Origin of the sequence: Lactobacillus sp. M0390 (assembly GCF_016102085.1) — a bacterium.
Classification (GTDB): Bacteria; Bacillota; Bacilli; order Lactobacillales; family Lactobacillaceae; genus Lactobacillus; species Lactobacillus apis.
Window position 1 is genome coordinate 188,731 of the sequence record NZ_JACFPH010000003.1, and the last position, 14,351, is coordinate 203,081.

The 14,351-nt window shown below is 37.7% G+C and carries 15 protein-coding genes and 2 tRNA genes; 12 read left to right on the plus strand and 5 right to left on the minus strand.

The annotated features are described in order from the left end of the window. Window position 1: 1 nt before the first annotated feature. From H3R25_RS07280 to yycF, 3 genes are all read right to left on the minus strand, one after another. Window positions 2–1,321, minus strand: a complete 1,320-nt coding sequence (locus H3R25_RS07280) for a hypothetical protein (RefSeq protein WP_198194751.1) — start codon at window positions 1,319–1,321, stop codon at window positions 2–4. Beyond that, window positions 1,311–3,167 carry a cell wall metabolism sensor histidine kinase WalK gene (gene walK, locus H3R25_RS07285; protein WP_074426126.1) on the minus strand — a complete coding sequence of 619 codons (1,857 nt, stop codon included), beginning with the start codon at window positions 3,165–3,167 and terminating at the stop codon, window positions 1,311–1,313. The genes H3R25_RS07280 and walK overlap by 11 nt, the downstream gene beginning before the upstream one ends. Window positions 3,168–3,230: 63 nt before the next feature. After that, entirely contained in the window at window positions 3,231–3,947 is a 717-nt protein-coding gene (gene yycF / locus H3R25_RS07290; protein ID WP_046305826.1) for a response regulator YycF, read from the minus strand. 137 nt (window positions 3,948–4,084) lie between these two features. On the opposite strand from yycF, the gene H3R25_RS07295 reads away from it, so the two are divergent. From H3R25_RS07295 to H3R25_RS07325, 7 genes are all read left to right on the plus strand, one after another. Next, window positions 4,085–4,157 (plus strand) — tRNA-Lys (locus H3R25_RS07295). Between the two features lie 390 nt (window positions 4,158–4,547). Beyond that, a tRNA-Lys gene (locus tag H3R25_RS07300) sits at window positions 4,548–4,623 on the plus strand. 195 nt (window positions 4,624–4,818) lie between these two features. Beyond that, window positions 4,819–5,142 (plus strand): PadR family transcriptional regulator, encoded by a 324-nt coding sequence (locus H3R25_RS07305; RefSeq protein WP_109715006.1) that lies wholly within the window; start codon window positions 4,819–4,821, stop codon window positions 5,140–5,142. Beyond that, window positions 5,126–5,749, plus strand: a complete 624-nt coding sequence (locus tag H3R25_RS07310; protein ID WP_198194753.1) for a DUF1700 domain-containing protein — start codon at window positions 5,126–5,128, stop codon at window positions 5,747–5,749. The genes H3R25_RS07305 and H3R25_RS07310 overlap by 17 nt, the downstream gene beginning before the upstream one ends. Before the next feature lie 2 nt (window positions 5,750–5,751). Beyond that, the gene (locus H3R25_RS07315; RefSeq protein WP_198194755.1) at window positions 5,752–6,609 is read left to right on the plus strand and encodes a DUF4097 family beta strand repeat-containing protein; all 858 of its coding nucleotides are present in this window, start codon (window positions 5,752–5,754) and stop codon (window positions 6,607–6,609) included. A 22-nt stretch (window positions 6,610–6,631) separates the two neighbouring features. Further along, entirely contained in the window at window positions 6,632–7,540 is a 909-nt protein-coding gene (locus H3R25_RS07320) for a DUF4097 family beta strand repeat-containing protein (RefSeq protein WP_198194757.1), read from the plus strand. Between the two features lie 140 nt (window positions 7,541–7,680). Continuing rightward, complete coding sequence (locus tag H3R25_RS07325; protein ID WP_198194759.1) at window positions 7,681–8,403, plus strand: DUF4097 family beta strand repeat-containing protein; 723 nt, start codon at window positions 7,681–7,683, stop codon at window positions 8,401–8,403. A gap of 57 nt (window positions 8,404–8,460) precedes the next feature. Here H3R25_RS07325 and H3R25_RS07330 read toward each other — a convergent pair whose 3' ends face one another. Together H3R25_RS07330 and deoC are read right to left on the minus strand one after the other, a co-directional pair. Continuing rightward, window positions 8,461–9,180, minus strand: a complete 720-nt coding sequence (locus H3R25_RS07330) for a GntR family transcriptional regulator (RefSeq protein ID WP_198194761.1) — start codon at window positions 9,178–9,180, stop codon at window positions 8,461–8,463. 104 nt (window positions 9,181–9,284) lie between these two features. After that, entirely contained in the window at window positions 9,285–9,992 is a 708-nt protein-coding gene (gene deoC / locus H3R25_RS07335; protein ID WP_198194763.1) for a deoxyribose-phosphate aldolase, read from the minus strand. A gap of 343 nt (window positions 9,993–10,335) precedes the next feature. Between deoC and H3R25_RS07340 the strand changes: the two genes are divergently transcribed. The 5 genes from H3R25_RS07340 (at window position 10,336) to H3R25_RS07360 (ending at window position 14,118) form a co-directional block, all read left to right on the plus strand. Beyond that, the gene (locus H3R25_RS07340; protein WP_198194765.1) at window positions 10,336–11,097 is read left to right on the plus strand and encodes a 1-acyl-sn-glycerol-3-phosphate acyltransferase; all 762 of its coding nucleotides are present in this window, start codon (window positions 10,336–10,338) and stop codon (window positions 11,095–11,097) included. Between the two features lie 15 nt (window positions 11,098–11,112). After that, window positions 11,113–11,958 (plus strand): glycosyltransferase, encoded by an 846-nt coding sequence (locus H3R25_RS07345; RefSeq protein WP_109714999.1) that lies wholly within the window; start codon window positions 11,113–11,115, stop codon window positions 11,956–11,958. Window positions 11,959–11,982: 24 nt separating this feature from the next. Continuing rightward, window positions 11,983–12,930: a glycosyltransferase family 8 protein gene (locus H3R25_RS07350; protein ID WP_198194767.1), complete on the plus strand. Its 948-nt coding sequence runs from the start codon at window positions 11,983–11,985 to the stop codon at window positions 12,928–12,930. After that, a complete protein-coding gene (locus H3R25_RS07355; protein ID WP_198189038.1) occupies window positions 12,927–13,814 on the plus strand; it encodes a lysophospholipid acyltransferase family protein in 888 nt (295 codons plus the stop codon). Before H3R25_RS07350 ends, H3R25_RS07355 begins: the two co-directional genes overlap by 4 nt. A gap of 73 nt (window positions 13,815–13,887) precedes the next feature. Then, window positions 13,888–14,118, plus strand: a complete 231-nt coding sequence (locus H3R25_RS07360) for a cytochrome b5 domain-containing protein (protein ID WP_074426113.1) — start codon at window positions 13,888–13,890, stop codon at window positions 14,116–14,118. Window positions 14,119–14,351: the final 233 nt, after the last annotated feature.

Below are 14,351 nucleotides of genomic sequence, written 5' to 3' on the forward strand. Positions count from 1 at the left end.
CTTACTTCTTTGCCTCCTGTCTTGCTAAGCTAGCGATATCTGTCTGCTTCCATTCCTCGACGCTCTTCCACTGATCATAAGCTTTGACGAAGTAGGCAGGAATCAAGTTAACCAAGTTGTCGTGGCTATTGTCTTTTTCTACCCTAAAGGCGACAATAACACGCTGAATTTCCGCTTTCTTTAAGCCATTATTTACAAGTTGCTGAACAACTTCATCCGTTGACTCCAATGTCCGCGTTTGCCCATCAAAAGGAATCGGTATTTGTAAATCTAAATTGTTAAAAGCAACTTCTACAGTATCCTGCGTCAATTTTGTACTAATTTGCGGATCATGCTGCCCCATAAAAACTGGCATCCCTTCAATATAGTTACTGTAGCAAGTAATTTCATTTGAAGAGTCAAAATATCTTAAATCCTGTTCACTCAAGCCCAGTTTATGTACCAGCTCAATACTATTTAGCAAGCGATCGTTGACCGTCATTTCCTTTTGCTTTTCATAACGGGTATAAAGTAAATCATTACGTTCACTTGCTGCATTTGGCACACGTAACTTCGTGTAGTAGTTAAGTGAATAAGTTGTCCAGCCCTTTTTGCTAGCCCTTGAAGTGACATTTGTTGTGCCTAGCAAACGCGAAACAAAATAAGAGTCGGTCTGCTTAGTCGTTAAGTAGCTGTATACACGCCAATTTTCTTGTTTTGTGTAAAAAGTTTCGTAGCTATCTTTCGTGCGCACGAATTTAATTGGCTTTTTACCTTTGATATTATCGGCATAATCACGAAGACGACTAAAATCAGCGTTAATTAAGTTAATACGATAGATCGTTGTTGTTTTATCATTGCCAAGATAAAGGGAATCATTACTTGCTGAAACAAAAGCACGTCGAAACTTTTTATCCTTATTTGTTAGCTCTCTTTTAGTAAACAAATTAACGCTAATTTCGTTAGGAAAAGTTAATTGCAAATAGCCCGGATTATTGAGCATCTTTTCATAAGATTTTTGATCTGAACTAATTGTTTTAATTCCTTCGAACTTAACGTTTTTAAGTTCTTTGGCAAATTCCAAGGGTAAGTTCTTTTTGGCATCATATAAACGATATGGCTGCCCATTTTCAAAGCCATACGAGCTAGTTGGTACATACAAATTGTCAAATATTCGCCCACGTTGGCTATGTGTATGTTGAGTAACATTACTGGTCTGATCGATGCGACTAAAATACTGGTCGTTTGTCATAATGAAGGTCCACAAGACAATCGAGAGCACAAAGACAATGACCGTTCCTAGTGACAACAGTAGATCACCGATTTTGAATTTAGACTTCATCCCAATCGTCCCCCTCACTCATTGGTTCATATGGCAAGGAAATGTAGAAAGTTGAGCCCTTACCTTCACTACTGTTAGCCCAGATTTTACCATGATGCTCATTGACAATTTCTTTAGCAATGGCAAGGCCAAGACCTGTTCCGCCTTGCTCACGTGATCTTGCCTTATCAACCCGATAAAAGCGATCAAAAATCTTACCAAGATCCTCACGCGGAATTCCCAGCCCTTGGTCACTGATACTGAGAACGATTTTTTGTTGCTCCTGTCTTAATTTAACAGTAATTACACCACCATCAGGCGAATACTTGATTGCGTTGTTCATAATATTATCGATGACCTGTGCAAATTTATCAGTATCAATTTCAACCCATAGAGCCTGTGATCCGAGCTTCCGTTTAATGGTATATTTTTTCTTACCTTCTTTTGCATCTGTTTTCACGATCATATCAAAACGATCTAAAATATGAGCCACAAAATCATTAAAGTTAACCCATTCCACGTCAATCTTTGAAACACCACGGTCCATTCGTGACAGACTTAGCAGCTCATTAATCATCCGAATCATACGCTCAGTTTCTTCTTGGGTAACCTGTAAAAATTGCGGTGCAATGTCAGGATCTTTCCATGCGCCCTCATTTAACGTTTCAATGTAAGCATGTAAACTAGTTAGCGGCGTACGCAACTCATGCGAAACATTGGAAACAAATTGCTTTTGTGAATTTTCATTTTTTTGCTGTTCCGTAATATCGTGTAAAACACAAACACTACCTGAAACAAAGCCCGTTACTCGCTTAATAAGGGAGAAACTCGCATGCAGAATTACCTCGTCACGCGTTCCTTTATTAATAGTAATAACCTCACCTTTTTGACTGGCAATTAAATCTTGCGAAGTTTCATCTAATCCTAGAACGGAAGCAATAGGTTTATTAATAATTTCTGCCTCAGTTGTGTTCAAAAAGCTAAGTGCCATTTGGTTAACGACATTAACGTTGCCGTGACGATCAGTTGCTAGCACGCCATCACTCATGTGGGACAAAACGCTATCTAATCGTCGCTGCTCACTTTCGGATTCTTCTTGCGATCGTTCAATTCGAACCGATAACGTATTAAAAGCCTGACCCAATTGGCCCAGCTCATCATTTGAATAAATCTTAACCTGGCTCGAGTAATCACCATCAGCGATATTAAGGGCTTGACTCTGCATTTCTTCAATTGGCTTCGTAATCGCATGCGAAACAACCAGCGATAAAACGGCACCCATTACCGCGGCAATCAACGATGTTACTAGGAACATCAAAGAAATATTCCGGAGATCATTAAAGACACCCTGCATTGAGGCACGGACATAAATTGCGCCAACAGTGTTAGCGGAGCCGTTACCCGCATTAAGCGGCGTCACTTGAATCATGTAGTCACCATGATCACTAACTACCTTAGTTGCTTGCCTGCCAGTTGAAGTTACTTGCTTGACCAAGGTGTTATTTACACGCTGCCCTATCCGGTTTTTATCATTGATATTAGAAACAGCACGAATAATGTCTTTATTGTCGACCACAATAATTTCACTAATGGTACCAATTCCGTTACTATAGTCACTAACAATCCGGTTAAGGTTACTGTCAGTGTGCTTATCATCTTTTAACAGCTGCGTAGACAACTGATTACTGACAATTGGCAGCACCTGAATTGAAGATTGAAAATTTTCAATACTATTTTGTTCCAATTGTCTTGTAAAATAGGCACCAATTACTTCAATCGTAGCAATTATCATTGCCATAAAGACAGCAGCTAAAGTAGTATTAATCGAAATCGTTAGATGTTTAAACTTGTTTTTTAATTTTTTCATATTCATAAAAAGCTAAATATAAAAAGAAAGCCGCGCATAAAGTAGTTCTGCGGGCTTTCTTCATTATTCCTCAGTAGGCTGTTTTACATAATAGCCAACACCACGACGAGTCACTAAAATCTGCGGTTGGATTGGGTTATCTTCTATTTTTTCACGTAGACGGTGAACAGTTACATCAACAGTGCGGACATCACCAAAATAGTCGTAGCCCCAAACTGTTTGTAACAAGTGCTCACGTGTCATTACTTGGTCCATATGCTGAGCTAAATAGTAGAGTAACTCGAATTCACGGTGGGTAAGTTCAATTTTCTTACCCTCTTTTTCTACTATATAAGCATCTGGCATAATCACCAAGTTACCAATTGTAATATTTTTAGTAGAAGTATCTTCATTAGTACTTTCTACTTTTTCAGCGATATTGCGGCGCCGCAAATTAGCCTTAACTCGAGCAACAAGTTCGCGGTTAGAAAATGGTTTGGTAACATAGTCATCAGCACCCATTTCTAAGCCCAGCACCTTATCGATCTCCGTGTCTTTGGCCGTAACCATGATAATTGGCAAATCATGAGTTTGCCGAACTTCACGTGCAACATCTAAGCCATCCTTTTTAGGCAGCATTAAATCCAAAATCATTAGATCCGGATCATATTCATCTACTTTTTTAATGGCTTCTTCTCCATCATAGGCAGTGTCGACGTCGAAGCCCTCCTTGGTCAGATTAAACTTAATAATATCTGATATTGGTTTTTCGTCATCGACAACGAGAATTTTCTTTGGCATCGAAAGCCTCCTTTGCTTACCATTATACTGTTTTTTCCCTTATTAGCCAAAAAAGTCACAAAAACTTAATAAAAAGTCTTGCATTTTAACCAATTTAATAGCATAATAGTTCCCGTCGGCTGTACAAGACAGCATTTGGGTGGCTAGCTCAGTTGGTAGAGCAACGGACTCTTAATCCGTGGGTCCAGGGTTCGAGCCCCTGGCCACCCATCATAAAGGAAAAAGCAACAATTGCACAGAATTGTTGCTTTTTTGTTTTCTAATAAACGGACTATGCCGCACTTTTTAACACGGTCAAATATCCAGCCAAATAGTAATTGGGCTATAGTTAAACTTAGTTTTTAATTACATACTTACCTTTATTTGTGTGCAGTTTGCGGCAATAGTCCTGACTTATTGCTGCTTTTAGCAGCTGCATTATCTTATTACCTTTGCCAAGTGCTAGTCAATTTTTTAGCTTACGCATTTCAGCAAATTAAGACACTCAGTTATTGCATACGGAAAAATAGGTCAATTAGAGCAAAATTCATAATTATTTTTGCTAAACCCCTTGTCAAAGTATGAAATAGTTGCTATTATATTTAACTGTCGGTAAGACATGGGTGGCTAGCTCAGTTGGTAGAGCAACGGACTCTTAATCCGTGGGTCCAGGGTTCGAGCCCCTGGCCACCCACCATAATGGAAATGGCACTGCAAGTAGTCGGTGCTTTTTTTATTTTCTTTTTTAATTAAACAAGTATCAGACGGCTAATTAACTTAGTCGTCTTTTTGTTTTCGGTCTTTTTATAGCACAGTAGTAATTTATGCTTGCCTCCGAATCAATACTAAATTAGAATATTATATAGCATATAATATAAGGAGGGAGCAAAGCATGGCAATCCAAATACCAACACGTTTATTGGATGGTGCTGTTTTAGCTTTTTTAAAGCAAGATGACTTGTATGGCTACGCTTTGACACAAAACGTTCAAAAAGTTTTCGATATCTCCGAGTCAACCATTTATCCGGTATTACGGCGCTTAAAGAAAAATAATTACTTAACAACTTACGATGAACCATACCAAGGGCGCAACAGGCGCTACTACCACATCACCGATGATGGCATTGAATTACTCCAAACAATCCAAGATGAGTGGCAGGGTTTTAGTACAAATGTTGATCAAGTGTTAGGAGGACAAAATGACCAAAGTAATTGATGATTATATTTTTGAGCTGGAACAAGACCTAAGCGGCTTACCAGAAAAAGAGCGTCAAGACGTGCTCGAATTTTATCGTGAATTTTTACTGGATGGCGATTTTGTCAGGCGCTCAACCATTGAACAAGAACTAGGTACACCAAAACAGTTATCAATTAAAATACTAGCCGACTATTCAACCAATAGCGATTCTGCTTCAGTTAAATCAACGGCGCCTCGGTCAAATTTAAAAGCAATTTGGTATATCCTGCTAGGAATTTGTGCCGCCCCTATCGGTATCCCGCTAATTTTACTGATTTTCGCTTTTCTTGCCGTTTGTTTAGCTTTTTTAGTAACCTTAGCAGTTATCGTCTTCACATTCTTCCTTAAACAAGGCTTTCTCCTAGTTAAGGCCATTGCTCTCCTGTTCACGGGTAGCTGGGCCGCTGGTAGCCTTTATTTAGGACAAGCACTAATCGCAATCGGGATTGTTCTTTTACTTTTACCGTGGCTTGTCAAGCTAGTCGATTTTCTTATTGCCAAATGTACAACAGCAATGCGTAATTTAGGGAAAAATGTTTTAAAGAAAAACTATTTTCAGACTAATAAAAATCATAAAGAGAATTAAAAATGAAGAAGCTTTATAAAATTGGCGGGTTACTTATCATCATTGGGCTATTTTTATTTGGCGTAAGCAAAGTAGTAACCAGTCATTCACCTCAGCCTACACCAGCTCGTCCACAACAACGGCAAAGTAGGAGTCAGAGTCACACTTTTAACGTGAATGAGTTTGATCGAATTCAGCTAAAATGTTATCGCCCTGATATCAGAATTGCAACGGGGAAAAATTTTCAAATTACAATTAGTGGCAGTCATGGTGCAGACATTAAGAAAATAAAAGCTAAAGTTAAAAATCAGCAATTAACTATTTATGACCAACCCGAGCATCATTATAATGACGGTTTTTACCAAGTTAGCATTTCCGTTCCTAAGAGATCCTCCCTGAAAAAAGTTGCCGGTTTCTGTGACGCTGGAGACATGCAACTAACAAACTTAGACTTGTCTACCATGGAACTAAAAATAAACGACGGCGATTTAGTTATCAATGATGCCAAAACAAACAACTTACAAGCTCAGGTAAACGACGGTGATTTTAAAATAGCCGATTCAACTATCCTAGCTAGCAAGCTAAAAGTAGCTGACGGCGACTTAGCAATTGCCAACAGCAAACTTCAAACTGCCACTAAGCTAGCTGATGGTGACATTAAAATCAGAAGTTCAGAATTCACCAATGATAGCTCATTCAAGTTATACGATGGTGAGTTCTTAATGACTGACTCACCTAAAATTAGCTACGTACTTTCGACTAGCTCTGACGAGAATATCCGCTTTTTTAATAAATACTATTCAGGACGCTTTTCTCAAAAAGTTAAAAATAAACCCGCTCTTCACGTTAATAGCACAGATGGAAGTATTTTAATCCATTAAATTTTATAAGGAGCCCTTTATAATGAAAAAAATCTACGTAATTGGTATTACTGTTCTTACATTAGGTCTTGCCTTACTTATTATTGGCAAGGTAAATCATGGTGAACAAGAGGCCGACCTTGCCAATTCAGGAAAAAGGTCTTCAATGATTGAGCGTGCTAGCAATTTCTTCACTCATGGCGAGCAAAGTACCCATAAAGTAAAGACTGTTACTAAAATCACGCAAGTTAAGCCTTTTTCTAGCATTAAACTCAACGTCGATCAACCAGATGTGCAAATTGCTCACGGTGAAAAATTCCAAGTCACGGTTGTTGGCCACAACCCTAAAAAAGTTGGAATAGAAGTCACAGACCATCAATTAATTATTACTGACAATGGTTCATATGATGATGGCTATCGCATAGCAATCACTGTTCCAAAAAATAAGGACCTAGAAAATATTGATGGCTCTTGTTCTGAAGGCGATTTTAGTCTACGTGATCTGACTATTGGCAAAGTTGATTTACAGCTTCAAGACGGCGACGTCACTGTTAATAATGTTAAAACCAAAAATGCTAACTTCTATCTCGATGACGGTGACATGATGCTTACCGATTCATCTCTTTCTCAAAGTATCCTCAACTTAAATTCTGGCGACCTAACTGTCACAAATTGTCACCTTAAGACAACTGCTTCACTTGATGATGGCGATGTTAGCATCAACAACTCAAAAATTATTGATGACTGTTTATTTAACTTAAATGATGGTGATTTTCAGGCAAGCCAAATTTCTAAAACCAGCTGCCGTCTTTCAATTGCCTCATACGACGACGATGATGATGAAAATATCAACTATCATGGCCATAGTTACAGAAAGTACTTTAGCGAAATCATCAAGGGTACTCCACTTCTTAAAGTAGTCTGCTCAGATGGCGGAATTAAAATTAACTAAGGGTTTTTTTCACCAAGTCAAAGTCTTGCACCAGCTTTTTATACTTGTACAAGGCTTTTTTATATTGCTCAACCACTGCTTTCAATGCTATGATTAATTAAAATAATAATTAAATTAAAATTAAATAGAGGTACTCACCTATGAGCAACTGGTTTGAACACGGAAACAATTCTCAAAATAGCAATTTTAAATCTTACCATATTGATTTACCCTCATTCATCAATATTAAGGCTAATCTTTATCTTTTTAGTGTTAATATCCATGCAGGTACAGACTATCAGGCAACAGTATATGATAAAGATCAAAGTCGAATCAGTTTTAGTGTTGAAGACCAAACACTACTTATTAAAGAAAAAGATGAAAATAGAAAGCAGAAAAATATCCATCTGTCAGACATCCCTAAGTTAATTATTACTATTCCTAATGGGACTTCACTTGATTCTGTCAAAATCGGAAATAATGTAAGTGATATTAACTTAGCCTGTTTTAGTATGCGGCAACTTGACTTGTACTTATCTGCTGGCTCATTACAGTTAACAGAAATCACCGTAAAAGACCGTGCTAAAGTCATTCTTGAAGCTGGCAGTTTAAGCATTTCACACTGTAAGACAAACTTGAATGCAACACTTTCTGCTGGATCAGTTAAAATAGAGCAATTACGCGGAAACAATCACTTTGAACTAGCCGCTGGCTCATTAAAAGCAACTACTGATGATGATCAAGAAACAGAGTATAATCTCACAACTGTGGTGGGTTCGATTAATTATCATGGCCACAGAAAGCTGCACCATTTTTATCGAGAAGGTGCGGGCAAAGATTACTTAACGGTCCAAAGCGCAGTAGGATCAATCAAGATTATATAAAAAGAAGTCTTACTTTAACAAAAACAAGTTAAAGTAAGACTTTTTTATGTCTAAAAATTAGCGTTGGACATCAATGACAAATGAATTAATGTCTCCACGGTACTCAGCGATTGAATACTCGATCGGCTTTTCGTCTGCAGTCAAACCTTGGGTATGAAAATAAAAAATTGGCTTATTAACTTCAATATTTAACAAATTAGCAGTTGTTTCATTTGCTTCCATTACTTCCAATTTTCTTATTACACGTGTTACCTTTAGCTGATATTTTTCCAACGTATCATATAAAGAAGCATGTGCAAAATCATAGTCAATTAATTCTGGCACACGCGCTTCAGGAACATAAGTAGTAACTAAAACTGTCGGTTGATCATTAGCGTACCGTAACCGGACCATTTTAAAAACCGTTGCATCTTCAGCCAGCTGTAAGTTTTGGCTAACTTCTTCAGTAGCTTTTTCCACATTGAAATATAGTAAATTGGTTTTCGGATATATTCCCTTAGCACTCATTTCTTCACTATAGCTTTCAATTAAGTGCGTAAACTCCTGCTCAATTTTCACTCTTTTAACTAAGGTGCCCCGCTTACGTCGCCGTTCTAAATAGCCACGACGGACCAAAAGGGAAATAGCCTGCCTCATTGTTGGGCGACTCACTTGGTAGCTGTCTGCCAATTCAGTTTCAGGTGGAATAAGTGTATTTTGCGGGTAAAAACCAGTTTGAATCTTGTCTAAAAGATCATTAGCAATTATCTGATATTTAGGAAGCTCTTTTTCTGCCAATTGTCCCAACCACTTTCTACTAGTAATTATGTGTGCATAAGATTACTATACCATGCAAAAAAACAGTGTAAAGAGTAGCGCTATGCTCAGTTACACTGTTTTTTCTAAATCTCAATTGAACTAATATTATCTTCTTCAAACCGCTTTTTTAGTGAATCGATAATCTTTACACCCGAACTAGTCCCAATTCTTTCAGCGCCTGCAGCAACCATAGCTAGAAAATCATCTGTGTTACGGATTCCACCAGCAGCCTTAACCTTCACATCAGGACCAACAGTTTCTTTCATCAACTTGACATTCTCGACAGTAGCACCGGCCGTGCCAAAGCCAGTTGAAGTCTTAATAAAATCTGGCTTAACATCCTTGGCTATTAGAGCAAGCTGTTTAATTTCCTCTTCTGTCAAATAGCATGTTTCAAAAATCACCTTGCATGGTACATCCTTTTGGTGACAAAGTTCAACCATTTGTTGCATTTCATTTTTAAGATACGACCAATTATGTGCCTTCACTTGCGTCAAATTAACGACATAATCAATTTCATTAGCTCCATTTTGTAAAGCATCTTTAGTTTCAAACAATTTGCATTCAATCGTCGTTTGACCTAAAGGAAAGCTTATCGCTGCCCCCGTGTCAATATCGGTTCCCTGTAATTGCTCTGCACAGAATTTAGATTGTACTTCATTGATTGCTACCATTTTAAAATGATACTTTTTGGCTTCATCGCAAAGCTTTTTCATGTCAGCTTCAGTTGCATCAGCATGTAAATTAGTATGATCGATCAAGCGGGCAAAGTCATCAATTGTATATTTCATTGTTTTCCTCCTTTATGTAATTACATATTATGATTTTAATGCGTTTTAGCTCTGCTTGTCAATTACATGTTAGCAGTAATAAAGTTAGTAAAAGTTGCTAAGTTCACCTTTAAAATTATGTATTTACAAATTTTAATGATTTAAAATTGAATACTCAGACTTAGCCCATAACGTCTTTTAGCTTTAACTAGATCTACCTTTAAATAGTGAAAACTTATAGCTGGTTCTATTTTAATTAAACTCATTGATAACTTTTTATAAAATGAAAAAAATATTAACATCTTTTTATTCTTACAAGATTCATGATAAAATTGTTTAATATTGTTATTGAAAGAAGGGTTTCATGGGTAAGCATACATACTACTACCAACACGAAACTGATGATTTAGTCGATAGCCATAATCAGAGTTATCAATTGCCTGATGATTATTCAATTTTTCCTACTTCTCGCATGGGCAAAATTTGGTCGGTCATTGTGCGTCCACTCGCACATCTAGTTAGCTTTGTTTACATTCGCCTAATCCTCAATGCCCGTATTGAAGGCAAACAGAAGCTAGCAAAAGCTGGCAACCAAGGCTTTTTTCTTTATGGCAACCATACCCAAGCATTTGGTGATGCAGTTTTGCCCCTAAGCATTATTGATGCTAAACGCTATTACGCAATAGGGGCTCAGGCAAATTGGGGCATCCCAATATTAGGAAAACTTGTTTTGCCTTATTTTGGCCTGCCTATCGGTGAAAACCTTGAACAATCAGGTAAATTAATTCGTGCTGTTTCCACTGTTATTAAAGCCGACAAGGTCGTAGTCATTTATCCCGAAGCTCATGTTTGGCCCTACTACACCAAAATTAGGCCATTTTCTTCTACTAGTATGCACTTTCCGATTGCTGCAAATGCTCCTAGCTTTTGCATGACGACGACCTATTCAAAGCCTAAACACGGCTCTAGACCAAAAATCACTGTTTTTATTGACGGTCCTTTTTACCCAGATACTAATCTTGATAAAAAAGAGCAGCAACAAAAACTGCATGACCAGATCTTTTCTGCGATGCAAAAACGTGCAGAAAAAAGTAACTACGAATACTGCACGTATCACAAAATTTAGTTTAAGGAGTTCAACATGAATATTCTTTTTTGCGGCGATCACAACGCCGAAAATGGCATTCTTATTGCTATTCTTTCTTTATTAAAAAATAGCGGCTCAGAAGAACTCCATATCTACATTCTGACAATGTACACCCAAAGCTTTAAAAAGAAGTTTAGTCCGTTCAGTAAGCATGCGGCAGACTATTTAAAATCGCTCTTAGTTAAGCAGAATCCAAATAGTACTTTAAAATTAATGGACTGTACTGGCCTGTTTGTCAGAGAACCATTGGTAGCAAACATGAGCACGCGCTTCACGCCCTATGCAATGTTGCGCCTCTATGCTGATGAAATACCACAACTACCAGACAAAATTCTCTATCTTGACGCTGATGTAATCGTCAGACAAAGCCTTGCCGAGTTTTACCATCAAGACCTAACAGATACTGAATTTGTTGGCGTACTCGATTACTGGGGACGTTTCTTTTTCCACAATCTGCACCAGCATCGCGCCTTCGATTATGTCAATTCAGGGGTTCTTTTGCTTAACTTGCCAGAAATTAGAAAAACCAACTTGTTTGCTAAGATCAGACACCTCTTGCAAACCAGAACTGTTTTAATGCCAGATCAGACCGCACTCAACCGCTTTGCGAGTGAAAAAAAACTTGCACCACGGCGCTATAACGAGCAATACAAACTGCAACCTGATACAGTAATTCAACACTTTACAACTAGTTTCCGCTTTTGGCCCGTTTTTCACACTCAAACAGTCAAGCCGTGGCAAGTTGATCAGGTTCACGATGTGCTGAAATTGCATGAATACGATGACATTTTGACGGAGTACCTTGACACCAAAGATAACTTGGTTAAAGATAAAGACTAAATTTTTAAAATGGAGAAAATATAAATGACAATTCCAGTTTTTTACGCAATTAGCGATGACTTCACTAAATATGCCGCTGTTTCACTAAATTCATTAGTAAAACATGCAAATTCTCAAAAGGACTATACGGTTTACTTCCTGAGCCAAGACCTCTCCGCTGAGCACAAGCAAGATTTGACTGATCTAGGTTCAGACAACGTCCACATCGAATTTTTCAAAATTAATGATGAAATTGTTGCTCCTATTCAAAACAGAAGCGAGAACTACTTACGCGCTGATTTCTTCACTATGTCCATTTTTTACCGTCTCTTTATTCCTGACCTATTCCCACAATATGACAAGGCCATTTATATCGATAGCGATACCATTGTCAACGATGATATTGGCAAGTTATATGACACAGAATTAGGCAATCACCTTTTTGGTGCATGCACAGATACATCCATTCAATTTGTTCCTAAAATGATTGCTTACATTAAAGACGTTTTGGCACTTGATCCTAAGAAGTACATTAATTCTGGAATGCTAGTTCTTAACTGTAAGGCATTTCGTGACGAAAAATTCATTGAACATTTTATGGATCTGCTTGAAACATACCATTTCGATTGTATTGCACCAGATCAAGACTACCTCAACGAAATGGGTGACGAGCGTATTCTGCACCTTGATTCCAAATGGGATGCGATGCCAAACGAAAATACCGCTCCGCTTGCTAATCCATGCCTAATTCACTACAATCTGTTCTTTAAACCATGGCATTTCTCTAATGTTCAATACGAAAAATACTTCTGGGAGAGCGCAAAAGAAACCAAGTTTTATTCTGAATTGAAAGCAGAACTTGATAATTACACTGAGGAGCAGCGTGAGCAAGACCGTGGCAAGCTTGACCACATGCTGGCTAAGGAAGACAAAACAGTTAAGGACCCGAACAACTGGGCACAGGTTAAAAAGCGAGGATCAGTTAGCTTATGATTATCGGCGACGATCGAGTAAGAGTAATTAAAAACATTGAAAAAGCTGTTGCCAAAGGTGATTGGAGTGCCAAAGTAGAAGTTGGTGATCCCGTTTTATCATTAGATGAGCGTAAAAATCTAGTTAATAACTTTTGGGCTGAACAAAGCACTTTTAAAGGTAAAACTAACGACAAACTGGGACACCTTTTGTTCAATACTTTGACTAAGGTTTTAACTTCCGACACTACTTTCACCGGTCTGGAAAATCTCAATGACCTACCTGATGGTGGAGCAATTATCACAGCTAACCATTTCAATCAGATTGACTCTCTTCCGATTAAGCACTTAGCTAATAAAACTCACCATCACCTGGCGATTGCAATCGAGGACACCAATCTCAAGCTTCCTGGCATCTTAAGTTACCTGATGAATTACGTTGGTACCATTCCACTGATCAAAAGTCCAAGCTACATTGGTACTGAATTTCCTAAGCATCTTCATGATGAGTTAGCAAAAAATAATTGGGTTTTAATCTTCCCTGAGCAAGAAATGTGGTGGAACTACCGCAAACCGCGTAAACTTCAACGTGGCGCGTATTATTTTGCCGCTCAACAAAACGTCCCGATTGTCTCAACTTTTGTTGAAATTCAAGAAAAAGATAAATTGGAAAAAGATCATCCTAATTTTTATCAGACTAAGTATATTGTTCATGTTTTACCAGCAATTTACCCAGATGTTAAATTAAGCGCTAATGAAAACTCCAAAAAGATGCTTGCTCAGGACTATCAACAAAAAGTTAAGGCCTTCGAGGAAGCTTATCACCGCCAATTAGACCCAACTTTCACTCCATGGGACATTGCTGGCTGGCGCTATGACTATCAAAATAGCAAAACAAAGAAATAGACTTAATTGTTTTTAAGGATTATCATATAGTAATAAACTAAATTATTTTAGTTCTAGAAAAGGGGTTTTTCTGATGGAAAAATTTACAAAAGAATCATTGGCAAAATTTGATGGTAAAAATGGTAATCCAGCATACGTTGCAATTGACGGCGTCGTTTACGATGTAACTGGTAACCCACACTGGGCTGAAGGTGAACACCACGGTAATTTAGCTGGTCAAGACTTGACTGTTGCAATTGGCCAATCACCTCACGGTAAAAGTGTTTTAGGCAACTTAAAAGAAGTTGGTACCTACGAAGCTTAATCTTCTACTAGCCTCAAACTTTAAAAAATAAGAGAACACAATTTTCGCAAAGAAAGTTGTGTTTTTTTGTTATGGCAAATCACAAAATTAAATCAAACTGCTTATTCATATAAGTTCGACTCACGCATGCGGATAACGCCATATATCCACATATTTATAAAATTATAATTAAAATAAAATTGACATATTATTAAATAGTTATTACAATGTGCAATTATAGCGCAGTTACTAAT

Bases quoted from the DNA above. Each gene is read 5' to 3' on its own strand.
- H3R25_RS07350 (WP_198194767.1), top strand. From the start codon at position 11,983: ATGACAATTCCAGTTTTTTACGCAATTAGCGATGACTTCACTAAATAT.
- H3R25_RS07280 (WP_198194751.1), bottom strand. From the start codon at position 1,321: ATGAAGTCTAAATTCAAAATCGGTGATCTACTGTTGTCACTAGGAACG.
- H3R25_RS07305 (WP_109715006.1), top strand. From the start codon at position 4,819: ATGGCAATCCAAATACCAACACGTTTATTGGATGGTGCTGTTTTAGCT.
- H3R25_RS07315 (WP_198194755.1), top strand. From the start codon at position 5,752: ATGAAGAAGCTTTATAAAATTGGCGGGTTACTTATCATCATTGGGCTA.
- walK (WP_074426126.1), bottom strand. From the start codon at position 3,167: ATGAAAAAATTAAAAAACAAGTTTAAACATCTAACGATTTCGATTAAT.
- H3R25_RS07310 (WP_198194753.1), top strand. From the start codon at position 5,126: ATGACCAAAGTAATTGATGATTATATTTTTGAGCTGGAACAAGACCTA.
- deoC (WP_198194763.1), bottom strand. From the start codon at position 9,992: ATGAAATATACAATTGATGACTTTGCCCGCTTGATCGATCATACTAAT.
- H3R25_RS07320 (WP_198194757.1), top strand. From the start codon at position 6,632: ATGAAAAAAATCTACGTAATTGGTATTACTGTTCTTACATTAGGTCTT.
- H3R25_RS07325 (WP_198194759.1), top strand. From the start codon at position 7,681: ATGAGCAACTGGTTTGAACACGGAAACAATTCTCAAAATAGCAATTTT.
- yycF (WP_046305826.1), bottom strand. From the start codon at position 3,947: ATGCCAAAGAAAATTCTCGTTGTCGATGACGAAAAACCAATATCAGAT.
- H3R25_RS07345 (WP_109714999.1), top strand. From the start codon at position 11,113: ATGAATATTCTTTTTTGCGGCGATCACAACGCCGAAAATGGCATTCTT.
- H3R25_RS07360 (WP_074426113.1), top strand. From the start codon at position 13,888: ATGGAAAAATTTACAAAAGAATCATTGGCAAAATTTGATGGTAAAAAT.
- H3R25_RS07340 (WP_198194765.1), top strand. From the start codon at position 10,336: ATGGGTAAGCATACATACTACTACCAACACGAAACTGATGATTTAGTC.
- H3R25_RS07355 (WP_198189038.1), top strand. From the start codon at position 12,927: ATGATTATCGGCGACGATCGAGTAAGAGTAATTAAAAACATTGAAAAA.